The following is a 21580-nucleotide window of genomic DNA, read 5'->3' as shown; positions in this document are numbered from 1 at the left end:
GACTACGCCCCGCCTAAGCCAGGCGCATGGCCCCTGCCGCGGGCCTGACGCTGAAGATCTCCGGCGCGGCGTACCCGGCGCGGGCGAAGGCCCGCTCGACGGCGGCACGCACCTGCTGTGCCGATCCCGCCGGGGTCAGCGCGATCGCCGAGCCGCCGAAGCCGCCGCCGGTCATGCGGGCCCCGACCGCGCCCGCGGACCGCGCCGTGTCCACAGCCAGGTCCAGCTCGGCGCAGGAGATCTCGAAGTCATCGCGCATCGAGGCATGGGAGGCGTCCAACAGGGGGCCGATAGCGGACGGGCCCAGGGTGTCCAGCAGCTCCACCGTCTGCAGGACGCGGTCATTCTCGGTGACCACATGCCGGAGGCGGCGGAACGTCTCCTGGTCCAGAAGCCCGCTGGCCTCCTCGAGGTCCTCGAACCCGACGTCGCGCAGCGCCGGCACGCCGAGGACCTCGGCGGCGAGTTCGCACGATTCCCGCCGGGCAGCGTACCCGCCGTCGGCGTGGGAATGGGAAACCCGGGTGTCGATGACCAGCAGCACCAGCCCCGCGGCGTCGGCGTCGAACGGCACCAGCCTGACACTCTGGTCCCGGCAGTCGAGGAAGACGGCATGGCCGGCCGTGGCCCGGAGCGAGGCGGACTGGTCCATGATGCCGGTGGGCGCGCCGACGAAGTCGTTCTCCGCCCGCTGGGTAGCCAGGACCATGTCCTCCGCGGACAGGTTGGCACCCATGAGCTCATTCAGTGCCGAAATCACGGCGCATTCGATCGCATGGGAGGACGACAGGCCGGCGCCGCGGGGGACATCGGAGTCCAGGAGCAAGTCCACGCCGGGAACCGGGAGGCCCTGTTGTTGCAGGGCCCAGATGACCCCCAGCGGGTACTTAGTCCAGCCCTTGGCGCTGGCGTGGGCCAGCGACCCGGTGTCCGCGGTGGTCAGCCCCTGGTTCCCAAACGTGGAGAGCATCCGCACGATGGAATCCGGCCGGACCCTGAGGGCCACCCGGGCCGACCGGTCGATGGCGAAGGGCAGGACGAAGCCCTCGTTGTAATCGGTGTGCTCGCCAATGAGGTTGACGCGCCCCGGTGCCCGCCACACGCCGTCGGGCCGGGCGCCGAAGACCGCCTCAAACCGGGCGGCGAGCCCGCTGCTGCCCAGGGGAGGATTCATGGCCTGGCGCCTGCGCTGCTGGAAGTCATGGAACCAAGGTATACGGGTTGCCGGGCAGGTCTGTACGGTGGTCACCATGGATCTTTCAGCGATGCCTTCGGCAGCCGGCCCCGATGAAACCATGCGGCGGTACGCCACCGGGCGGCAGTACGAGCTCCGCCGCGGCGACGCCCTGGCCGTCGTCACCGAACTCGCCGCCGGCCTGCGGCTATACAGCCGCGGCGGCACTGCGCTGACGGAGAGCTACGGCGATGCCGACATTCCGCCCGGCGCCACCGGCATCACCCTGGCGCCGTGGGCCAACCGGGTGGAGGACGGCGTCTGGTACCTCAACGGCAAGAAGCTGCAGCTCGACATCACCGAGGTCTCCCGTAACAACGCCAGCCACGGGTTGCTGCGGAACTCCTCCTACGAACTCGTGGATGAGGACGAGTTCTCCGTGACCCTGGAATCGGCGGTCTTCCCGCAGCACGGCTATCCGTTCCTGCTCCGGCACCGGGTCCGCTACGAACTGGCGGAGGACCTGGGGCTCGTGGTGCGCCAAACCCTTATCAACGACTCCCAGGGCCCCGCGCCGTTCGTGCTCGGCGCGCACCCGTACCTGCGGCTGGGCGACGTGCCCAGCGAGGACCTCACCGTGAGCGTGGATGCCCGGACCCGGCTGGTGGCCGATGACCGCCTCATCCCGCGCAGCACCGAGCCGGTCAGCGGCGACTTCGACCTGCGCGGCGGGCGGCTGGTGGGGAGCCTGGACCTCGATTCGGCCTATACGGACCTGGCGTTCGACGGCGGCGTTGCCCGGCACACGCTGCGCTCACCCGACGGGCGGACCGTAAGCCTGTGGCAGGACGCGGGCTGCGGCTACGTCCATGTCTTCGTGACGACCGAGTTTCCGGGCCGGTCAAAGGCGGTCGCGATCGAGCCGATGACCGGGCCGGCCAACGCTTTCAACAGCGGCGATGGCCTGGGTTGGCTCGCGCCGGGGGAGCAGTTCTCCATGACCTGGGGTATCTCGGCCTCGCTGACGGCCACTGCAGGCTGACCCACGGGCTGACCCCACGGGCTGACCGAGCGGCCCGGCCGGGCGGTCCGGCCCCACCAAATGGCCCGCGCGCCGGTAGCCGGTTGCTGGCTGCTGGTTTCCTATTCATCGGCTGCTGCGGAATCATGGGGCTATGACGCCAGCTGAGGACGCCGCATCCGCCACAAGCCCTTCTCCTTCCGCGGCCGGGATGGGGGTGCGTGCCGGGGCCCGGTCACGGACGGACCGCGAGATCGACCAGGACATTCCCTATGGTGTGCGGATCGCAGCCGCCTGGGCGTGGCGGGCCGGGCTGATCCTGCTCGTGCTCGCGGGCTTGGTGTGGCTGCTCAGCCATGTCAGCTTCCTCATCATCCCCGTCATGGTCGCCGCCCTCCTCTCAGGACTCCTCAGCCCCGCAGTGCGCTGGATGGCCAAAAACAGCGTGCCCAAGGGGCTCGCCGTCGCCATCACTGTGCTCGGCTTCATCGGCATTATCGTCGGTGCCCTGACCCTGGTGGGGCGCCAGCTCATGCAGGGCTTCGGCGAGCTGTGGTCGGAGGCGCTCATGGGTGTGCAGCAGGTCCAGACCTGGCTGTCGGAAGGCCCGCTCCACCTGACCGCCGCACAGATCGACAAGTACATCGAGGACGCCACCGCCGCGCTGCAGAACAACAGCAGCAGCATCCTCAGCGGGGCCCTGACGTTCGGGAGCACTGCCGGGCACTTCGCCGCCGGCCTTGTCCTGGCGCTGTTCGTGCTGATCTTCTTCCTGCTCGAGGGTGACAGGATCTGGGCCTTCCTCGTCAGGCTCATGCCCCGGAAGGCGCGCCGCGCTACGGACGGTGCGGGCCGCCGCGGCTGGACTTCCATGGTCAGTTACGCGCGCATCCAAATGTTCGTCGCGTTCGTGGACGCCGTGGGAATCGGCGTCGGCGCCGCCATCATTGGCGTGCCGCTCGCGCTGCCGCTGGGCGTGCTGGTCTTCCTCGGTTCCTTCATCCCGGTGGTCGGCGCGCTAGTCACGGGCGCTATCGCCGTGTTGCTGGCGCTGGTGGCCAACGGGCCCGTCAACGCGCTCATCATGCTGGCGATCGTGCTCGGTGTCCAGCAGCTCGAAAGCCACATCCTGCAGCCGCTCGTCATGGGCAAGGCCGTCTCCCTCCACCCCGTGGCCGTCATCCTGTCCGTCGCGGCGGGTTCCTACCTCGCCGGGATCCCCGGCGCACTGTTCTCCGTTCCGATCCTGGCCGTAGCAAACTCGTCAATTCGCTACATTGCGGGCAGAACGTGGGAACATGATGAAGTGCTGGCAACCGCGGGACCAGAGGGCAGCCCTGCCCTCGAACCCGGCGCCGACACCACCTTCACAGACGTCCACCTGCCGGGCCGAACCCCCGGCCGCGAGGGCGCCGCACCCAACAGCGGTGCTCCGGGCAGCGATGCCGGACGGGGCACCGACGCCTGATCCGAAGAAGGAGAACAGTTCGTGAATACCCTTGAGAGCCTGCCCGTCACGCTGGACGATGTCCTGGAGGCGCAGAAGCTGCTCGACGGGATTATTACGCGGACGCCGGTGGAATCATCGCGGGCCCTGGGCGCCACAGTGGGCGGCGAAGTCTTTCTCAAATGCGAAAACCTCCAGCGCGCCGGCTCCTTCAAGGTCCGCGGCGCCTATGTGCGGATGGCCAAGCTCTCCGACGCCGAAAAGAAGCGCGGCGTCGTGGCGGCCTCTGCCGGAAACCACGCCCAGGGCGTGGCTGTGGCAGCCAAGAGCCTCGGCATCAAGGCCCGGATCTACATGCCGCTCGGCGTCGCACTGCCCAAGCTCGCCGCCACCCGCAGCCACGGCGCGGAGGTAGTGCTGCACGGCCACAACGTGGACGAGGCGCTGGCTGAAGCCAAGCGCTACGCCGATGAAAGCGGCGCCGTCTTTGTCCACCCCTTCGACGACGTCGACGTCGTCGCAGGCCAGGGGACGGTGGGGCTGGAAATCCTCGAACAGGTCCCCGACGTCGACACCATCCTCATGGGCGTCGGCGGCGGCGGCCTCCTCGCGGGCGTAGCCGTCGCCGTGAAGGCACGCGCCAAGGAACTCGGCCGTGACATCCGCATCATTGGCGTCCAGGCCGAGAACGCTGCAGCCTACCCTCCCTCGCTCGCCGCTGACGCCCTCGTCCCGCTCAAGAAGGTCTCCACCATGGCGGACGGCATCGCCGTGGGCCGGCCTGGCCAGCTGCCGTTCAGCATCATCCGCGAGCTCGTCGACGACGTCGTCACCGTCAGCGAAGACGCCCTGGCCAGGGCGCTGATCTTCCTGCTGGAACGCGCCAAGATGGTGGTGGAACCTGCCGGGGCCGTCGGCGTCGCGGCGCTCATGGAAGGCAAGATCGAAAATCCCGGAACCGTTGCGGTGGTTCTCTCCGGCGGCAACATCGACCCCATGCTGATGCTCAAGGTCATCCAGCGCGGCCTCTCCGCCGCCGGCCGGTACATGACCGTGCGGATGATGCTGGACGACCGTCCGGGCTCGCTGGCCACCATCGCCCGCATCATCGCCGAAAACGACGCCAACGTCACGGGACTGGACCACACCCGGGTGGGCGGCTCCATCAGCATGGGCGACGTCTCCATCACCGTCAACCTGGAAACCAAGGGGCACGAGCACTGCAGCCAGGTCCTCGCGGCGCTGCGCGCCGAGGGTTTCCAGCCGATCGTGGTGCACTAGGGGCCATGGTGACAGACGTGTCCCCGGGAGGGCCGCCGGGAGTTGGGGACAATGCCGCGGCACGGGCCCGCCGGGGACTGCTGGTAGTCGGCTCCTTCGTGGTGTTGTTCTATCTGATCGAGATCGTCAACACCGCGCTGTTCCATACCCTGAACCGCACTTTCGGGCTGCGGCCGCGGAGCCTGGACGGGGTCCTGGACATCCTGACGTTTCCGCTGCTGCACTCCAGCCTTGCCCACCTGATGTCCAACACGCTCCCGCTGATCATCTTCGGGTTCCTCGTGTTCCTTTCCGGGCACCGGGTGTTCATCACCGCCCTGGCCGCGAGCTGGCTGGCGTCCGGGCTCGTTGTGTGGCTCATCGGCGGCGCCAGCATCACGGTGGGCGCCTCGGGCCTGGTGTTCGGACTCTTCGCGTTCCTGCTGGTCCGCGGCTTCATCAACCGGAACTGGTGGCAGATCGTGCTGTCCGTGGTGCTGTTCATGGCCTACGGCGGCATCCTGTTCGGCGTCCTGCCCACCGTGGCCAGCTTCATCTCGTGGCAGGCCCACCTGGGCGGGGCGATCGGCGGCGTCTCAGCGGCGCTGCTGCTGAGCACCCGGCGCCCGGGGGCGCTGCCCGCCGGGCGCTGAAAATCCAGGGCGCTGAAATCCAGGGCGCTGACTAACACCGAAAGATCCTGCGCCGGGCCTCGCACCAAACTGGCCGCCAGTCGCGCCCAACTGACCCGCCTAACTAGCCAAAAACACGACGCCGGCCTCCCCGCGAAGGGGAGACCGGCGCCGCTGTTTAGTGAAAGTGTTCCGGAACGGAACGTGTTGCGGGGTCAGCCGGCGTACGGCTTGGCGGACATGATTTCCACCGTGATGTCCTTGCCGTTCGGGGCGGTGTAGCTGAGCTTGTCGCCCTCCTTGTGGCCGACTATGGCCGCGCCGAGGGGGGACTTCTCGCTGAAGACATCCAGATCCGAGTCGCCGGCGATCTCGCGGGAGCCAAGGAGGAAGGTTTCCTCGTCGCCTGCAATCTTGGCCACGACGATCATGCCGGGCTCGACGATGCCGTCGTCGGCCGGTGCCTCGCCGACGTGGGCGTCGCGCAGAAGGGCCGTGAGCTGGCGGATGCGGGCCTCGATCTTGCCCTGCTCCTCCTTGGCGGCGTGGTAGCCGCCGTTCTCCTTGAGGTCGCCCTCCTGGCGCGCGGCTTCGATCTTCTGGACGATTTCTGCCCGGCCGGGGCCGGAAAGGTTGTCCAGCTCTGCCTTCAGGCGGTCAAAAGCTTCCTGGGTAAGCCAAGCCGCAGTTGCGCTGTTGGTGGTAGACACGGACTTCTCCTTTGGGTGGTCATACAAGCAAAGACCCCGCCACGGTGGCCACTTTTATGACGCAGTAACCAGCTCAGCGGGGGAAAGGTATTGATCCATTGTAGTCAATGCTGTGGATAAACCAAAGAGCCCTGCGGCGTGCATCACACCGTGTTACAGGTCCGTGTTGCACGTCCGCCGTGGGACCGGTGCAGACCGGTGCAGGCCACGGGGCAATCCGTGCCATCCCTCCGCCGCCACCCGGGGCCGCTGGGCTGGTCATGGCCGCGAGTTGAAGACGTCTGATCCAAAACCGTCGACTCCGGGCGCGCCGGCATATGCGAGGCGTGGCAGCGAGAAAATGTCCTCGATCGTGGCCAGAAGGCTGTAGTGGCTGTACGTCTTGTCCGATATTGTGCCGCCCCGGACGAAGGGGGAGAGCACCAAGGCGCCGACGCGGCCCCCGGCTGTTCCTCCGGGAACGCCCTTTGGGCCTCTGTTGGCACCGTCGGCTTCATCAAAGGTAATGACAAGCACCCCATCCTGCTTATAGGCCGGAGAGTCCAAAATCGCGGGTATCTGTTTCTGCAACCAGACGTCGGAGCTGACCAGGCCTCCCTCCCTGCCGTCCGCGCACGGACTGTCATGCCCGTCATTGCATAAGTTGGGGCTGATGTAGGAAAGGTTGGGGGTGGTCGCTGCGGATTTAAGATCGCCGGCAAGTTCAGTGAAGTCGACCACGTTCTTCTGACAATCCGGAGAGGATGTGATCGCCGCGAAGTAGACAAAGGGATTATGCCGGGTGGCGTATTCATCATCCGGTGAGGCGTCCTGGTTAAGGTCCTCGGCCCCGGTCTCAGGGTGCCGGCATGGACTCTTCATCCCTTCCATGTAGCCCTTCCAAGTCTTACCGGCCGCGCTGAGTTGCCCCGCGACGGTCGGTACCGACGCGGGATAGATGCAACCGGTGCCTTTCACCTGCCCCGGCGGGGCGGTGCCCGCTGGCACGAACGGGACATATGTGCCGCAATCGTTCCGGGTCATGGGGTTGGAGGCCTGCCCCGAAATCTGCGCGATGTAGTTGGGAGTGGAGTGATGGGCGATTGCGTAGTACTTGGAAAGCAACACGCCCTTGGAGCGAAGAGTCTCAGAGAGGTAGGGAGCGTCCGAGTCAGCGCCCCAGGCCGCGTCGAATCCTTGATTCTCGAGATTGATCACAAACACATGCCCCGGGCGGTCCGCGCGGGCGCCCATCGCGGGGGCCTGATCACCCGCGGCTGACCTAGGCTGGCAGCCCGAAACTGCCAGGACCGTTGCCGCTGCCGGCCCCAACAGGCCGACAGCGCCCCGGCCGATGGTTCCCTTAGATTTTCCGGGGTTCATGCGCATCCCGCTTTCGTGTCGACGCGTGCAGCGGGGCGGCCCGATAGGCTTCGGTCACGGAGTCCCGCGTGCCGCGGCTATTGTCCGATTATTGTCCGGAGGCGGGAATCCAGCAGCTGTCCACGACGGCGGAGACCGCCTGGGATTCCGTGCGCAATTGGGTGCGGTGGGCGGTGGTACGGCCGCCGTCCGTGCCGACGTCGGCCGCGTTAGGCCCGATGTCCACGACCTTCCAGCCCACGATCGCGAACTTGGAGTCCATGGCTTTGACGGCGCATTTCGCATCCGCAGCGGGGTCCTTGGTGACCTGGAAGTCGATTTCCGTCAGCGTGGCATCGGGGGTGCTGTAGCCGACGTCCTTGAAGCTGACACTGTTGGTGGCCGCCGACGTCGATACCCAGGCCAGGAAGGCAATGCCCACCGCGAGGGCGGCGATCAGGATGTTGCGTTTGGCCTTGCGGGTCAGCGCGCGCTTTTGGCCGCCGTAACGATTGGCTAGGCTGGTAGGTGCCGGCGCGGCAGGCTGATCCTCGGAAGTCACCAGTCCAGTTTAGTGTGGATCGGACCGGGATGTTTCCGCGGCGGCTGATCGTACAGATCAAGCCGCACCCCAACAGAGCAGAACAGCAGAAAGAGGAGCCGTCCCACGATGACAGCATCCCCCAGCCCGTCAGCACCGCTTCGCCTGCTGGCGGTCCATGCTCATCCCGACGACGAATCCAGCAAGGGTGCCGCCACGATGGCGATGTATGCCGCGTCCGGTGTGGACGTCCTGGTGGCCACGTGCACGGACGGGTCCCGCGGCGACATCCAGAACCCCGCGATGGAGGGACGGCCGCACCCCAAACGCGACATGGCAGGGGCGCGCCGGCTCGAGATGGATACCGCCGCGAAGGTCCTCGGCATCCGGCAGCGCTGGCTCGGCTTCGTCGATTCCGGCCTGCCGGAGGGCGACCCCCTGCCGCCCCTGCCGCCCGGGTGCTTCGCCCTGCAGCCGCTGGAGCGGGCGGCCGCGCCTCTGGTCCGGCTGGTGCGGGACTTCAAGCCCCACGTGATCCTCAGCTATGACGAGAACGGCGGCTACCCGCACCCGGACCACATCATGGCGCACCGCGTGGCCGTCGAGGCCTTCGCAGCCGCCGGCGACCCCGCCCGGTATCCTGGCATCGGGGAACCCTGGGAGCCCAGCAAGCTTTACTACGACCGCGCCTTCAGCCCGGACCGCTTCCGCGCGCTCCACTCTGCGCTGGAAGGGGCCGGCCTGCAGTCGCCGTATGCGGAGCGATTGGCCGCCTGGCTGGAAGCGGACGCCGAGGGGCACACCCCGCCGCCGCCGACGCACCCCACCACCACCCAGATCGAATGCGGGGATTACTTCGAAGCCCGCGACGATGCGCTCCGCTCCCACAGCACCCAGGTGGACCCGGAAGGCTTCTTCTTCGCGGTCTCCGCGGCCATGCAGCGCAAGGCCTGGCCCTGGGAGGACTACTCCCTGATCGAGTCCAGGATCCCGGTGGAACTGCCAGAAACGGACCTCTTCGCCGGGCTAAGATAGAGACGAAAGGCTCTTCTATCCGGCGTAGAAAAATACGTTGCAGAAAAGACGCAGTAGAAAAGACACCAGTTTCCACAGAAGGTATTCACCGTGCATTCCTTGCTCATCGCTCTGGCAACAACCCCGGCGCCGACACCCACGCCGTCGCTGCGCCCGGGCCTGTCCGAGGACCAGGTCACCCCGGGTCTGCTGGGCTTCCTGCTGACAGCCTTCATCGTGGTGTTGACCGCGCTGCTGATCGTGGACATGGTGCGGCGTATCCGCCGGGTCCGCTACCGTGCGCAGGTGGAGGCCGAGCGTGCGGCCGCCGAAGAAGCATCCGAGGAAGCAGGGTCCCCGGGCGGCGTATTCCCCGCCGACGGCGCCGCCTTCAAAGCTGACGGCACGGCGTTGCCGGCCGACAGCGGGGTTGCCCGGCCGGAAGTCAACGGCGATGCGGGACCCGGAAACCGCTGACGGCGGTCCGCCCAACCCGCTGTCCGGGGCCTCGAATGCCCTGGCAGCGGAACCCTCTGCGTACCTGCGCCAGCACGCCGGCAACCCCGTGCACTGGCAGCCGTTCGGTGACGCGGCCTTCGCCGCCGCGACCGCCCGGGACGTGCCGGTGTTCCTCTCAATCGGCTACGCGGCCTGCCACTGGTGCCACGTCATGGCCCACGAATCCTTCGAGGACCAGGACACCGCCGACTACCTAAACGCCCATTTTGTCTCCATCAAGGTGGACCGCGAAGAGCGCCCCGACGTCGACGCCGTCTACATGGCCGCCACGCAGGCGATCAGCGGCGAAGGCGGCTGGCCGATGTCCGTCTTCCTCCTGCCCGACGGCCGGCCCTTCCATGCCGGCACGTACTTCCCGCCCCGGCCCATGCCGGGCCGTCCATCCTTTCGGCAGGTCCTTGAGGCCGTAAGCGAGGCCTGGACGGAACGCCGCGGCGCCGTCGAGGCCACCGCGGCCACCCTGGCGCGCGGCATCGCCGCGTCCCAGCCAGCCGCCGCCCTGCGCCTCGACGGGCCGCCCGAGCCCCTGGACGCAGCGCTCCTTGGCGAAGCCGTTGCGGCTCTGTCCGAGTCAGAGGACGAGGCCCACGGCGGTTTCGGCGGCGCACCGAAGTTCCCGCCGTCGGCCGTGCTCGAATTCCTGATCCGGCACGCCGCCGTACCGCCGGCGGCCGCGGAGGCCGCCGGCTCTGGCACCGCAGGCTCTGACGCCGCCGCCCCGGACACCGCCGCCCCGGACACCGCCGCCGCGGCCCGCGATATGGCCGGGCGGACCCTCGCGGCGATGTCCCGCTCGGCGTTGTTCGACCAGCTCGACGGCGGCTTCGCCCGGTATTCGGTGACCCGTGACTGGTCCGTTCCGCATTTCGAGAAAATGCTCTACGACAACGCACAGTTGCTGCGCGTCTACGCCCACTGGGCCCGGTTGGGCGGCACACCCGAGTATCCGGCGGCGGAGGCCGCAGAGATCGCCGGGCACACCGCCGACTGGCTCCTGTCCCGCCTCGGGCTGGCGCCTGATCAGGCGACAGGCCCGGACACCGGCGTTGTCGCCCTGGCCTCGTCGTTGGACGCCGATACGGTCGTCGACGGCGTACACACCGAGGGCGCCAGCTACCTGTGGACTCCCGGGGAGCTCGAGTCGCTCCTGGGCCCGGCCGACGGTGCCGCCGTGGCGGCCCTCATGAAGGTCCGCACGCCCGGGAGCGTGGGCGCCGACGGTTCGCCGCTGCATCCGGGCCAGGAGATAACCGGCGGGGACGCGGCGCTGTGGCAGCGGGTGCGCCCGCAGCTGGCGCAGGCGCGCAGCGGGCGGCCCCAGCCCGGCCGGGATGACAAGGTGGTGGCCGGCTGGAACGGGCTGGCCGTCGCGGCCCTCGCCGACGCCGGTGCCGTCCTGGCGCGTCCTGAGCTGGTGGACGCCGCGGAACGGATCGCGGCCTACCTTGAGCGCGTGCACTGGCGGCCGGAGGATGGCCCCGGCAGGCTCATGCGCGTCTCCCACGACGGAGCGGCGCGCGGAATCGGCGGCTTGCTGGAGGACTATGCCTTCTGCGCCGAGGGACTGTTCGCGCTCTACGCGGTTACCGGACGCACCCGCTGGTATGAGCTGGCCGAGGCCATCCTGGACGCCGCCTGCGGGCGGTTCGCAGCCGACGGCAGCCTGAAGGACGCGGCGGGGGAGTCGGCGCAGGTCACGGCCGCCCAGGGCGGCCGGGACAGTCTGGAGCTGTTCGACAGTGCCGCCCCCAGCGGCGCCGCCGCGCTGGCCGGTGCCCTGGTGACCCACTCGGCCCTGTCCGGTTCCTCCGAACACCGCACCCTCGCGGCCAACATCCTCGCCCTGCTGCTGCCTCCACTCGCGGTCCGGGCGCCCCGCGCTGCCGGTTGGCTGCTTGCGACCGGCCAGGCCGCCCTCGCCGGTCCGGTCGAGGCCGCCGTCGCCGGGCCGGACACGCCGGAACGGGCCGCGCTGCACCGGGAGCTGCTGCTCTCGGCCAGCCCCGGGCTGGTGGTGGCGGTCCAGGACGCCGCCGCCTCCCGGCCAGTGCCGCTGCTGAGGGGCCGGGGCGCGGGCCCGGACGGCGCCCCGCAGGTGTTCCTGTGCCGCGGCATGGTCTGTGACCTGCCGACGGCTTCCGTCGAAGGGATACGTGCGCGGCTGGCTACGATGTCCTCATGACTGGTCAGGACGGCTTTGGGCTGGTGGTGTTCGATTGCGACGGTGTGCTGGTTGATTCCGAGGTGATTTCCATCCGGGTGGACCAGCGCGTGCTGGCAGATCTCGGCTGGGAACTCGAACTCGACGAAATCGTGGAACGGTTCGTTGGAAAGTCCGAGGCGCACTTTGTCGGTGCCGTTGAACAACAGCTTGGTATCCGGCTTGCCGACGGCTGGGACCGGGACTACGGGCGCTGGTACCAGAAGGCGTTTGAGCGCGACCTCGAAGCTGTCGACGGCATCGAGGAAGCCCTGGACCGGCTGTCCCTGCCGCACTGTGTCGCCTCCAGCGGCAGCCACGAAAAGATGCACCGGACCCTGGGCAAGACCGGGCTGCTGCCCCGCTTCCAAGGCCGCATCTACAGCGCCACGGAGGTCGCCAACGGCAAACCGGCGCCGGACCTGTTCCTCCACGCCGCCGCAAGCCTCAATACCGCGCCCGAGCGGTGCGCCGTCGTCGAGGACAGTGCCTACGGCGTCCAGGCAGCCCGGGCGGCCGGAATGCACGTCTTCGCGTACGCCGGGGGTGTCACCCCGGCCGCGCGCCTGGCCGGTCCCGGGACCACCGTCTTTTCAGACATGCGGCAGCTCCCCGAGCTCATCGCGGCAGGGCGGCCCGGCTGAGGCGCGGGCCCCGACGCCGGAAATTCCCCACCTTTGAGGTAGACGCCCGGCGGGTCGGGCGGAACCGCCGGTGAGTCGCTGCGTCGCTGTCTCAAAGGTGGGGAGAATCTGCGCGGGCAGGCGGGCAGGCGGGCAGGCGGGCAGGCGGGCAGGCGGCGGACCGGGCAGTCCGGGCCGGGGGAGCAGCGGTGGTCGAGGGCCTTGCGGACTTCGGTGAGCGTCGGCCGCTTGCCCGGCTAAGCCGAGGCGTCAGCCCAGCACCGCGATGGCAATGGCGATGTAGTGCGCGGCGAAGGCGAAAACCGTCAGGGCATGGAACAGTTCGTGGAAGCCGAAATGCTGGTAGCTGATGTTCGGCTTCTTCAGCGCATAGAAGACGGCCCCGGTGATGTACAGGACGCCCCCGACGCAGATCAGCACCGCCGAGGCAACATTGGCGGCGAAGAAATCCGGAAGGTAAAACAGCGACCCGCAGCCCAGGGCGATGTAGATCGGAACGTAGAGCCACCGCGGGGCGTCGGTCCACAGCAGACGGAACAGCACGCCGAGGATGGCACCGGACCAGATCACCCACAGCAGCAGTTCGGCCTGCTGACGGTCCAGCAGGGCCAAGGCGAGCGGCGTGTAGCTTCCGGCGATCACTAGCATGATGTTCGTGTGGTCCAGCCGCTTCAGGACGATCTTGACGCGCGGTGACCAGTTCCCGCGGTGGTAGACGGCGCTGACGCCGAACAGCAGGACCCCGGTGACGGCATAGACAGCGCAGGCAATCTTCAGGTCCGGCGGGGCCAGGATCACCAGCACCAGCCCGGCGACCAAAGCCATCGGGGCGGTGACGGTGTGGATCCATCCCCGCCATTTGGGCTTGATCATCAGCAGTTCGGCAAGCCTCACCGCGGCGTCATCCACCGGGGTTCCCCGTTTCGCCGGAGGCTCCGGCAGGGGCTCAAGACTGTTGCTTTCCATCCCGCAATAATAACGTACGCCCTAGTAAGTTACCGGCGGGTAACTAGCGTCCCGGGGCTGTCCGGAGGCGGACCTGCACCCGCCAAGGCCCTCCGGCAGGTAGCCTAGAATGTGCACTGAACAAGTACCTCAAGGAAGCCAGGTGAACCTCCGGATGGAAATGCCCGGGCTCCTCTACGGCTTTTACGAGCGCAAACTGCAGCGCTCCCTTGATCCGGAACGGATCCCCCGGCATGTCGGCGTCATGGTCGACGGGAACCGGCGCTGGGCCCGCCAGTTCAACGCCCCCACAAGTCAGGGACACCAGGCCGGCGCGGACAAGATCCATGAATTCCTCGGCTGGTGCCAGGAACTGGGCATCAAAGTGGTCACCTTGTACATGCTCTCCACTGACAACATGAACCGCTCCGGCGAGGAACTCGACCTCCTGATGGGTATCATCGCCAACACCCTGGACCGGCTGGATGAGGACGCCGACATCTCGGTGCACGCCATGGGCGCCCCCGAACTGCTGCCGGACTACCTCGCCGAGCGGCTGAACAACCTTACGGCGCGCACGCCCGCGCACGAAAGGCTGCACGTCAATGTCGCCGTCGGCTACGGCGGGCGGCGGGAGATTGTCGACGCCGTACGGGAACTGCTGCACGACGCCGTCGCCCGGGACGCGGACATCGGAAAACTGGCCGATGACCTCACCGTGGATGACATCTCGCGGTTCCTCTACACCCGCGGCCAGCCGGACCCTGACCTGGTGATACGGACCTCCGGAGAGCAGCGGCTTTCCGGGTTCCTCATGTGGCAAAGCGCGTACAGTGAGTTCTACTTCTGCGAGGCCTTGTGGCCGGCGTTCCGCAAGGTCGACTTCCTGCGCGCCCTGCGCGATTACGCCGGCAGGCAGCGCCGCTTCGGCGCCTGAGCCGTTCACACGGAGTTCACACGACGGCAACAAGAATCGCCGACAAATAGACAGACAAACCCGCCCCCGGAGACTTACCTTTATCCCATCGGCAGCAACTCGCCGGCCGATCGGGGAGGCCAGTACATGGAGCGGATTTTCGCACCGGGTGTATGGGAGGCCGCGTCCGGCCTCCAGGCCGAGCCGCCTCACCAATAACAAATCCGGGCATAGCCCCGGGGCTGGAGTCGATGTGGCTAATTCTGAGCAACTGCCCGACGTCGTTACCGACCAGGGACAGAAAGCTACCTCTCGCGCCAAGCGAGCCACCTCAAAGACCGGTGCAGCGGATTCCGCTGCGGCCGGTCTTGCTGTTTCCGGGGAAGGAACAGAGAACCTAGGCACGGCCCGCAGTTTCGTGATCGATACCTCCGTGCTGCTCTCCGATCCGCGGGCCCTCCTGCGCTTCGCCGAGCACGAGGTCATCCTGCCGATCGTCGTCATCACCGAACTCGAAGGAAAGCGTCACGACCCGGAGCTGGGCTACTTCGCGCGCAAGGCGCTCCGGCTGCTCGATGACCTGCGGCTTGAGCACGGCGGCCTGGACCGTCCCATCCCGCTCGGCGCCGACGGCGGCACACTCATGGTGGAGCTGAACCACATCTCCGCCGAGGTGCTGCCGGCCGGCTTCCGCGGGGTGGACAACGACAGCCGCATCCTCGCGGTGGCCAAAAACCTGGCCAACGCGGGCCGCGACGTGACAGTGGTGTCCAAGGACCTGCCGATGCGCGTCAAGGCCTCCGCCATGGGGCTGCTGGCCGACGAATACCGCAATGAACTCGTCAAGGACTCCGGCTGGACCGGCGTCGCGGAGCTTGACGCGGGCGAGGACGAGGTGGCGACCCTGTACGGGCACGAGCCGGTCTTCATCCCGGCCGCGGCCGAGATGCCGACCAACACGGGGCTGGTCCTGCTTTCCAGCCGCGGCTCGGCCCTCGGCCGGGTCGGGGCGGACAAGCAGGTCCGGCTCGTGAAGGGCGACCGGGATGTTTTCGGACTCCACGGGCGCTCGGCCGAGCAGCGGCTGGCGATCGACCTCCTGATGGACCCGTCGGTCGGCATCGTGTCCCTCGGCGGCCGCGCCGGCACGGGCAAGTCCGCGCTGGCCCTGTGCGCCGGGCTCGAAGCCGTCCTGGAGCGCCGGGAGCACCGCAAGGTGATCGTCTTCCGGCCCCTGTACGCGGTGGGCGGCCAGGAACTGGGCTACCTGCCCGGCTCCGAAGCGGAAAAAATGAACCCCTGGGCGCAGGCCGTCTTTGACACCCTGGGCGCACTGGTCAGCCAGGAGGTCGTGGAGGAAGTGATGGACCGGGGCATGCTGGAGGTCATGCCGCTGACCCACATCCGCGGACGATCTCTGCACGACGCATTCGTGATCGTCGATGAGGCGCAGTCGCTGGAGAAGAATGTGCTGCTGACGGTGATGAGCCGGATCGGCCAGAACTCCAAGATTGTCCTCACGCACGACGTCGCCCAGCGGGACAACCTGCGGGTCGGACGGCACGACGGCGTGGCGGCCGTCGTCGAGACGCTGAAGGGGCACCCGCTGTTCGGCCACATCACGCTCACCCGCTCGGAGCGCTCGCCGATCGCGGCCTTGGTGACGGAGTTGCTGGAGGGGGCGGAGATCTAGGCTCGTCCCGGTTGGGGGGGCCGTGGTCCGGTTTGCCGGGCCACGGCCCTTCGCTGTTGCTGGCTTCGCCGTTGTTGGGTTCGCCCGGACACGGCCTTTCGTTGTTGTTGGGGTGCCGTGGTTGGGTTCGCCGGGACACGGCCTTTCGCCGTCGCTTAGACACGTCGCATGGGACCCACTGCGGTCGCTGGGCGACCTCCGGGGTCCGATGCGCCGCGATGCGCTCCTTTGCGAAAGACCGTGCCCCGGCTGTTGAGCGTCCCACCATACGAAAGACTGCCTCTTGGTTGGTGAGCGTCTCACCTCCGCGGGGCTGCGGTGTTCCGCAAAGGAGCGCATCGCCGACCAAAGCGAAGCGAAGGTCGCCCAGCGACCGCAGCGTAGCGACGGGAGGTGTCTAAGCGACGGCGGGACGCCGCAGCACCGCAAACCCAACCACGGCAACCCAGCGAAGGGGCGGTTTCTAATGGATGGCGGCACGCCGAAGCACCGCTGTGGCTATTTCTGGATGCCTAGGTACTTCGCTGTGGGTTCGTGGCCCTTTACCTGCAGATTCCAGTCGGGGCGTTTGAAGGTGGCGGGGGTGAGGCGGACGTTTTGGACCTCCTGGGCCTTGCCGCCCCAGACGGCGCGGGTGACGCCGTTGAGCTCGTAGCCGAGGGAGCGTGAGACGCCCAGGGACTGCTGGTTCCAGATGGCGGCCTCTGATTCCGCCACCTCTGCGCCGAGCCAGTCGAAGGCATAGAGTGCGACGGCGGCGCGCATCTCCTTGCCGAGGCCGCGGCCTTGGACGCTCTGGCGGAGCCAGGAGCCCGTGGTGACGGTCTTGAGCGTGGTGAAGTCCTTGGCTGCGATGTCCTGGCAGCCGACGAATTCGTCCTTGTGCCAGATGCCGAGCAGGAGAGTCCAGTCCTGGGGGCTCATGCTGCCGCGGCACCGCCAGTACCACTGCGCCATGTTGGCTCCGAGCTCGTTGGCCGGGATTTCGGTCCAGGGGTTGCTGAACGGGTTCCGGCCCGGCTCATGCACGCCGCTCAGGGCGGCCTCGACCGCGGCGGGAATCTCCTCGTCGCGGATGGGACGCAGCTCAAGATGCGGCGTGGTCAGGGTCAGGCCGAAAGGGGGCCAGTAGCCGGCGGGTTCAGTCATCGGCGAAGCCTAACGGTAGCGGCGAGCGGATGCCAGTCACAGACCGGCTATTCCGCAGGGACGTCCCAGCTGATGTGGCGACGGACGTCTGTGAGGTTCATCGATTCGGCGAGGAACAGGTCATCGAGCATGTATTCGTCGACGCCCAGGATCCTCAGCCAGTGGCCGTAGCCGTTCTGCTCTTTGCCGGCCCCGGGTGCGTCCAGCCAGCGGCTGGCAACGCAGACGCCCGTGCCGGCGTCAATCCTCAGCAGCGTGCGTCCGGGCCGGCAGAGCGGGGCTCCGGGATCGGCGGAACGGTACGAGAGGTTCGGGCTGACCGTGGTTTCGAGGGCCGGCCGGCCCTCGTGGTCAACTTCCGTGATGGGGCCAAGCTCCACGGCGTTGGAGTTGGGGAACTCCAGCGGGACCGGGGCATTCCCGGCGAGCTCCACCGGGTCCAGGACGGCGGCGAACCGGCCGTTTCCGAACGACGGCTCGCCGTAGGCTGCCTCCGGGCGGCGGCGCACCAGCCCGTCGTCGTCGTACACCGGTGTGACCAAGTGCGGCGGCAGGAGCCAGGTCTTCCTCGTGGAACTGATATACAAGTCGCCGCGTGAATCATTGATGCCGGTGGTGCTCCCGATCACCAGTCCGCCGGCGGTTTCCAGCCGCAACGCCCCCGGCCTTCGCAGCCACCCTCGAACGAGGTCGTCGGGGGAGTCGGCCGCCGTCGGGGAACCCGCGGACGCCGTGAGCGGCCGGTCCAGGTACTCAAACCTCAGCGACTGCCACTTCCACGGCGAGGACCGGCACAGATTGCGGAAGGCCGCAGCCTGATCCGCCGGACCGCGTGGCGCGACCGGCCCACGCCGGTTCGTGCTGTCCCATGCGGCCATATCCACAGTTTACGCGCGGGGACCGCCGGGCCGGACGAATATCCAGTAGCATCCGAGAGTGATCGAACGACTCGGCACCCTGGGCACCGCCAACCCGCTGGCCTTCTGGCTTGCCTTGGCCGCGTGCGCCTATTTCTTCGTGATGGCGGTCCGGCTCACGGTCATCGACGTCCGGCACCACCTGCTCCCGGACAGGATCGTGTTTCCTTCCTATGCCATCGCCGGATTCCTCCTGCTGGGCGCTACCGCCAGCCAGCTCCTTCCCGGCGGCCAGGACCTTGCCGGCACGGCGGACGCAGGGGTGTTCGGCGTACCGGGGCTGCGTGTCCTCGCGGGCGGGGCGGCCCTCTGGCTCTTCTACTTCCTCCTGCATGCGGTGTATCCGCCGGGAATGGGGTTCGGCGACGTGAAGCTCGCGGGCGTCCTGGGGATGTACCTGGGATTCCTGGGCTGGGGGCACGTCATGGCCGGGACCTTTGCCGCGTTCGTCCTTGGCGGACTGTGGAGCCTCGGATTGCTCGCCGCACGGCGCGGCAATCTGCAGTCGGCCATTCCCTTCGGGCCGTTCATGCTGGCCGGAACGACGGCCGCCATGCTGCTGATTCCGGCCGGTTAGGCGGCCACGGCATGGCCACGCCGGACTTTATCCTGAGACTGCGCGAGAAGATCGGACACGAGGCCCTCTGGCTGCCCGGCGTCACGGGAGTGGTGTTCGACGACGCCGGCAGAGTCCTGCTCGGCCAGCGCGCCGATAACCGGCAATGGGGCCTGATCACCGGGATACTGGAACCCGGCGAGGACCCCGCGCCGGGCCTGCACTCGCTGGCGGCGGCGCAGGCGGCTGGGCCGAGTCCGGGCCGTCAGCGGCGCGGGCGGGTGAGCTCGTCGTCGTGAATGGGCTCGCCGGCATTGCTGTGCGCGGCAGGCACTTCCGGCTCGTCACGGTTCGGGTGGTCCGAGCTGTCGGCGGCGTGGCGGGCTGCCGCCCGTTCCGCCTCGAGCCGTTCGGCTTCCTCGCCGCCCACAGCTTCTCCACGGGCCACCATGCCGGCGGTGTCCGAGAGCGGGATCTGCTTGAGGGTCAGAGCCAGGATCAGGGCGATGCCCAGGAACGGCAGCAGGTACCAGAAGACGGGGGCCAGCGAATCCGCGTAGGCGTTGACGATCGCGTCCTTGAGCTGCGCCGGGAGCTGGCTGAGCATCTGCGGGTCCATCGTCCGGGTAGACTGCGACGCCTGCTCGGCGGACGCGCCGGCGCCGGTGAAGGCGTTGGTCAGGGATTCGGAGAGCCGGGTGGTGAAGATGGAACCGAAGACCGCGACGCCGAGCGACGCGCCGACCTCACGGAAGTAGTTGTTGGTGCTGGTCGCCGTGCCGATTTGGTCCGCCGGCACGGAGTTCTGCACCACCAGGACGATCACCTGCATGATCGAACCCAGGCCGGCGCCGAAGATGAACAGCTGCACGCAGACGACCCAGATGGGGGTGGCGGCCGTCAGTGTGGTCAGCCACAGCATTGCCGCGATGGTCAGGGTGGCCCCGAGGACCGGGAACAGCTTGTACTTGCCGGTCTTGGAGATGCGGATGCCGGAGAAGATGGCCATGCCCATGAGCCCCACCATCATGGGCAGCATCAGCAGGCCGGATTCCGCGGCCGAGGTTCCGGAGGACATCTGCAGGAAGGTCGGGACGAAGGCGATTGCCGCGAACATGCCCAGGCCCAGGGTGAAGCCGATGGCGGTGGAGTTCACGAAGATGCGGTTCTTGAACAGGCTCAGCGGAATGATGGGGTCCTCGGCCCGGCGCTCCACCAGGACGAAGGCGGTGGCGGCGAGCACCAGCCCGGCGCCGAAGGCCCACGTCAGCGGCGAATCCCAGCCTTCGTCTTTCTTGCCGCCGAAGTCGGTGAAGAAAATCAGGCAGGTGGTGGCCGCGGAGAGCAGCAGCACGCCCAGGATGTCGATTCGCTTCTCGGCCTTCTTGTTCGGCAGCGTCAGGGTGAACCAGGCAATGGTGAACGCGGCGATGCCGATCGGGATGTTGATGTAGAAGGCCCATTCCCAGGTCAGGTGGTCCACGAAGAAACCGCCCAGCAGGGGCCCGGCGACGGCGGAGAGGCCGAAGATGGCACCCAGCGGGCCCATGTACTTGCCGCGTTCCTTGGCCGGAACGATGTCGGCGATGATGGCCTGGGACAGGATCATCAGGCCGCCGCCGCCCAGGCCCTGGACGGCGCGGAAGATCACGAAGCCCCAGAAGTCGGTGGCGAGGGCGCAGCCGACGGAGGCGAGGGTGAAGAGCCCGATGGCGATGAGGAACAGGTTCCGGCGCCCCAGGATGTCGCCGAACTTTCCGTAGATCGGCATGACGATGGTGGTAGCCAGGAGGTAGGCCGTGGTGATCCAGGCCTGGTGCTCCACGCCGCCGAGCTTGCCGACGATTGTGGGCATGGCGGTGGACACGATGGTCTGGTCAAGACTGGAGAGCAGCATGCCCGCGATGAGGGCGGAGAAGATGATCCAGATGCGTTTCTGGGTCAGCAGCAGCGGCTCGGCTGCTGGCTTGGTGCTGACGGCGGCGCTCATTGCGCTCCTTCGGAAGGGCTGGACGGGGCAGTGCCGGAGTGGGCTGTGCCGGACTGGGCAGTGCCGGGGTGGGCTGTGTCGAAGTGGGACGTGGTGAACGGCAGGGAGAAGAGCGTGCGGGCGGCCGCAATGTTTTCCAGCAACATGTCCTTGTACGGGCGGGTGTTGCCTTCCGAGAAGTAGTCGGCGCTGGTTTTCCTGGCGACGTTTCCCAAGAGGACCACGGCCATGCGGACCACTGGATGGTCGGCAGCGACGCCTTCCCTGGCCGCGAGCAGCCGGGCGAACTCCCCCTCGCGTTCCTCGGTGGCGCCGATGATCCGGAGCATTAGCTGGGGCTCCTTCTTGATCACCCCGATCAACTGGCGGGTCTCTTCCTCGGAGGCGCTCATCCGCTCGGAGAGATCGAGGGACAGCCGCACGAGGTCGGACAGGAGTGAGGCCGATATTTCCCCGGAGGGCGCGTCCGCGCCGCCTGCCATGAACCGTGCCACCACCTCTTCCGGGAAGTCGTCGTCGACGTGGCCGAGGATCGCGTCTTCCTTGGCGGGGAAGTAGTTGAAGAAGGTCCGGCGGGAGATGCCCGCCCGCTCGCAGACTTCCTCCACGGTGTAGCCGCTGAGGCCGCGTTCGGCGGTCAGGGAACGCGCGACGGCGGTGATGGTCGCCCGTGTTGCGGCCCGCTTGCGCTCGCGGAGTCCAACCGCATTAATTGCACTGTTTCCCATGAAGTGTATTTTTGCACTTAATACCAAATAGTGCAAAAGGTGGCTCTGATGACGTTTGCGGACAATCCTGTGCCGTTGCAGACAATATTGATGCTCCTATAGGCGTCAATGTTCGTTGAGCCAGTTTTCGTAGCGTTGGTGGAAGACATCGTCCCGGCTGAGCCCGCGTTCAAGCCGGGACAG

The 21580-nt window shown here is 67.7% G+C and carries 20 protein-coding genes and 1 pseudogene; 12 read left to right on the top strand and 9 right to left on the bottom strand.

What is annotated here, in order from left to right; all coding sequences use genetic code 11:
- Positions 1–13: 13 nt before the first annotated feature.
- The gene (gene galK, locus M2428_RS19235) at positions 14–1174 is read right to left on the bottom strand and encodes a galactokinase (protein ID WP_277527564.1); all 1161 of its coding nucleotides are present in this window, start codon (positions 1172–1174) and stop codon (positions 14–16) included.
- 76 nt (positions 1175–1250) lie between these two features.
- Here galK and M2428_RS19230 point away from each other — a divergent pair, with 76 nt between their 5' ends.
- From M2428_RS19230 to M2428_RS19215, 4 genes are all read left to right on the top strand, one after another.
- Positions 1251–2216 (top strand): aldose 1-epimerase family protein, encoded by a 966-nt coding sequence (locus M2428_RS19230; protein ID WP_277527563.1) that lies wholly within the window; start codon positions 1251–1253, stop codon positions 2214–2216.
- 190 nt (positions 2217–2406) lie between these two features.
- A complete protein-coding gene (locus M2428_RS19225; protein WP_277527609.1) occupies positions 2407–3663 on the top strand; it encodes an AI-2E family transporter in 1257 nt (418 codons plus the stop codon).
- A gap of 21 nt (positions 3664–3684) precedes the next feature.
- Positions 3685–4923 carry a threonine ammonia-lyase gene (gene ilvA, locus M2428_RS19220; protein ID WP_277527562.1) on the top strand — a complete coding sequence of 413 codons (1239 nt, stop codon included), beginning with the start codon at positions 3685–3687 and terminating at the stop codon, positions 4921–4923.
- Positions 4924–4928: 5 nt separating this feature from the next.
- Positions 4929–5555, top strand: coding sequence for a rhomboid family intramembrane serine protease (locus M2428_RS19215; RefSeq protein WP_277527561.1), 627 nt, complete (start codon positions 4929–4931; stop codon positions 5553–5555).
- Between the two features lie 194 nt (positions 5556–5749).
- On the opposite strand, the gene greA is transcribed toward M2428_RS19215, so the two are convergent.
- From greA to M2428_RS19200, 3 genes are all read right to left on the bottom strand, one after another.
- On the bottom strand, positions 5750–6244 hold the full coding sequence (gene greA, locus M2428_RS19210) for a transcription elongation factor GreA (protein ID WP_229992877.1): 495 nt from the start codon (positions 6242–6244) through the stop codon (positions 5750–5752).
- 258 nt (positions 6245–6502) lie between these two features.
- Positions 6503–7441, bottom strand: a complete 939-nt coding sequence (locus M2428_RS19205; protein WP_277527560.1) for an alkaline phosphatase family protein — start codon at positions 7439–7441, stop codon at positions 6503–6505.
- Positions 7442–7694: 253 nt separating this feature from the next.
- Complete coding sequence (locus M2428_RS19200; protein WP_277527559.1) at positions 7695–8147, bottom strand: DUF4307 domain-containing protein; 453 nt, start codon at positions 8145–8147, stop codon at positions 7695–7697.
- Between the two features lie 108 nt (positions 8148–8255).
- Between M2428_RS19200 and mca the strand changes: the two genes are divergently transcribed.
- The 4 genes from mca (at position 8256) to M2428_RS19180 (ending at position 12503) form a co-directional block, all read left to right on the top strand.
- Complete coding sequence (gene mca / locus M2428_RS19195; RefSeq protein ID WP_277527558.1) at positions 8256–9161, top strand: mycothiol conjugate amidase Mca; 906 nt, start codon at positions 8256–8258, stop codon at positions 9159–9161.
- 90 nt (positions 9162–9251) lie between these two features.
- Positions 9252–9617, top strand: a complete 366-nt coding sequence (locus M2428_RS19190) for a hypothetical protein (RefSeq protein ID WP_277527557.1) — start codon at positions 9252–9254, stop codon at positions 9615–9617.
- Entirely contained in the window at positions 9595–11841 is a 2247-nt protein-coding gene (locus tag M2428_RS19185) for a thioredoxin domain-containing protein (protein WP_277527556.1), read from the top strand. Before M2428_RS19190 ends, M2428_RS19185 begins: the two co-directional genes overlap by 23 nt.
- On the top strand, positions 11838–12503 hold the full coding sequence (locus M2428_RS19180) for an HAD family hydrolase (RefSeq protein WP_277527555.1): 666 nt from the start codon (positions 11838–11840) through the stop codon (positions 12501–12503). Before M2428_RS19185 ends, M2428_RS19180 begins: the two co-directional genes overlap by 4 nt.
- Positions 12504–12752: 249 nt before the next feature.
- Here the strand turns inward: M2428_RS19180 and M2428_RS19175 are convergent, their stop codons facing one another.
- Complete coding sequence (locus M2428_RS19175; RefSeq protein ID WP_277527554.1) at positions 12753–13469, bottom strand: hemolysin III family protein; 717 nt, start codon at positions 13467–13469, stop codon at positions 12753–12755.
- Between the two features lie 154 nt (positions 13470–13623).
- Between M2428_RS19175 and M2428_RS19170 the strand changes: the two genes are divergently transcribed.
- Positions 13624–14385 (top strand): isoprenyl transferase, encoded by a 762-nt coding sequence (locus tag M2428_RS19170; protein WP_277527608.1) that lies wholly within the window; start codon positions 13624–13626, stop codon positions 14383–14385.
- A gap of 232 nt (positions 14386–14617) precedes the next feature.
- Complete coding sequence (locus M2428_RS19165) at positions 14618–16057, top strand: PhoH family protein (RefSeq protein ID WP_277527553.1); 1440 nt, start codon at positions 14618–14620, stop codon at positions 16055–16057.
- Positions 16058–16555: 498 nt separating this feature from the next.
- On the opposite strand, the gene M2428_RS19160 is transcribed toward M2428_RS19165, so the two are convergent.
- Positions 16556–17206 carry a GNAT family protein gene (locus M2428_RS19160; RefSeq protein WP_277527552.1) on the bottom strand — a complete coding sequence of 217 codons (651 nt, stop codon included), beginning with the start codon at positions 17204–17206 and terminating at the stop codon, positions 16556–16558.
- 47 nt (positions 17207–17253) lie between these two features.
- Entirely contained in the window at positions 17254–18084 is an 831-nt protein-coding gene (locus tag M2428_RS19155; protein ID WP_277527551.1) for a hypothetical protein, read from the bottom strand.
- A 58-nt stretch (positions 18085–18142) separates the two neighbouring features.
- Between M2428_RS19155 and M2428_RS19150 the strand changes: the two genes are divergently transcribed.
- Both M2428_RS19150 and M2428_RS19145 read left to right on the top strand, forming a co-directional pair.
- Positions 18143–18700 (top strand): A24 family peptidase, encoded by a 558-nt coding sequence (locus M2428_RS19150; RefSeq protein WP_277527550.1) that lies wholly within the window; start codon positions 18143–18145, stop codon positions 18698–18700.
- A gap of 11 nt (positions 18701–18711) precedes the next feature.
- Positions 18712–18900: pseudogene (locus tag M2428_RS19145) on the top strand (NUDIX domain-containing protein); the annotation flags it as partial.
- 44 nt (positions 18901–18944) lie between these two features.
- Here M2428_RS19145 and M2428_RS19140 read toward each other — a convergent pair.
- Entirely contained in the window at positions 18945–20669 is a 1725-nt protein-coding gene (locus M2428_RS19140) for an MDR family MFS transporter (RefSeq protein ID WP_277527549.1), read from the bottom strand.
- A complete protein-coding gene (locus tag M2428_RS19135; RefSeq protein WP_277527548.1) occupies positions 20666–21397 on the bottom strand; it encodes a TetR family transcriptional regulator in 732 nt (243 codons plus the stop codon). Before M2428_RS19135 ends, M2428_RS19140 begins: the two co-directional genes overlap by 4 nt.
- Positions 21398–21580 lie beyond the last annotated feature (183 nt).

Source organism: Arthrobacter sp. ES3-54 (assembly GCF_029504395.1).
Classification (GTDB): Bacteria; Actinomycetota; Actinomycetes; order Actinomycetales; family Micrococcaceae; genus Arthrobacter.
This window is presented reverse-complemented; position numbering and strand designations above follow the sequence as displayed.

Bases quoted from the DNA above. Each gene is read 5' to 3' on its own strand.
- M2428_RS19225 (WP_277527609.1), top strand. From the start codon at position 2,407: ATGGGGGTGCGTGCCGGGGCCCGGTCACGGACGGACCGCGAGATCGAC.
- galK (WP_277527564.1), bottom strand. From the start codon at position 1,174: ATGAATCCTCCCCTGGGCAGCAGCGGGCTCGCCGCCCGGTTTGAGGCG.
- M2428_RS19230 (WP_277527563.1), top strand. From the start codon at position 1,251: ATGGATCTTTCAGCGATGCCTTCGGCAGCCGGCCCCGATGAAACCATG.
- M2428_RS19140 (WP_277527549.1), bottom strand. From the start codon at position 20,669: ATGAGCGCCGCCGTCAGCACCAAGCCAGCAGCCGAGCCGCTGCTGCTG.
- M2428_RS19215 (WP_277527561.1), top strand. From the start codon at position 4,929: ATGGTGACAGACGTGTCCCCGGGAGGGCCGCCGGGAGTTGGGGACAAT.
- M2428_RS19185 (WP_277527556.1), top strand. From the start codon at position 9,595: ATGCGGGACCCGGAAACCGCTGACGGCGGTCCGCCCAACCCGCTGTCC.
- M2428_RS19180 (WP_277527555.1), top strand. From the start codon at position 11,838: ATGACTGGTCAGGACGGCTTTGGGCTGGTGGTGTTCGATTGCGACGGT.
- M2428_RS19175 (WP_277527554.1), bottom strand. From the start codon at position 13,469: ATGGAAAGCAACAGTCTTGAGCCCCTGCCGGAGCCTCCGGCGAAACGG.
- M2428_RS19170 (WP_277527608.1), top strand. From the start codon at position 13,624: ATGGAAATGCCCGGGCTCCTCTACGGCTTTTACGAGCGCAAACTGCAG.
- M2428_RS19135 (WP_277527548.1), bottom strand. From the start codon at position 21,397: ATGGGAAACAGTGCAATTAATGCGGTTGGACTCCGCGAGCGCAAGCGG.
- M2428_RS19155 (WP_277527551.1), bottom strand. From the start codon at position 18,084: ATGGCCGCATGGGACAGCACGAACCGGCGTGGGCCGGTCGCGCCACGC.
- mca (WP_277527558.1), top strand. From the start codon at position 8,256: ATGACAGCATCCCCCAGCCCGTCAGCACCGCTTCGCCTGCTGGCGGTC.
- M2428_RS19160 (WP_277527552.1), bottom strand. From the start codon at position 17,206: ATGACTGAACCCGCCGGCTACTGGCCCCCTTTCGGCCTGACCCTGACC.